Source organism: Zobellella taiwanensis (assembly GCF_003012795.1).
Classification (GTDB): Bacteria; Pseudomonadota; Gammaproteobacteria; order Enterobacterales; family Aeromonadaceae; genus Oceanimonas; species Oceanimonas taiwanensis.
The window spans coordinates 1-236 of the sequence record NZ_PXYH01000099.1 but is presented as its reverse complement, the minus strand read 5'-3'; the positions used below and the strand labels follow the sequence as shown (position 1 = coordinate 236).

The following is a 236-nucleotide window of genomic DNA, read 5'->3' as shown; positions in this document are numbered from 1 at the left end:
CGTGAGCGTGGCCGGGCCGGCCACGGTGGTGGAAGGCGAGCGCATCAATGGTAGCTGGAGCCTGGTGGCCGGGGCCGATGGCGCCAGCACGCAGGTGCTGTTCGACGGTCAGGCGTATGACCTGGACGAGGCGATCGACACCGGCAAGGGCACCCTGACGGTCAAGGGCGACGGCACCTGGGTGTTTGTGGCGGCGGCCGGCCTGGACCATCGTCAGGCCCAGGGGCTGAGCTTCA

The 236-nt window shown here is 69.9% G+C and carries 1 protein-coding gene; it reads left to right on the top strand.

Going from position 1 to position 236, the window contains the following annotated elements:
- Window positions 1-236, top strand: a 236-nt coding sequence (locus C7I36_RS17520) for a hypothetical protein (protein WP_181256441.1), incomplete at both ends; no start/stop codon positions are given.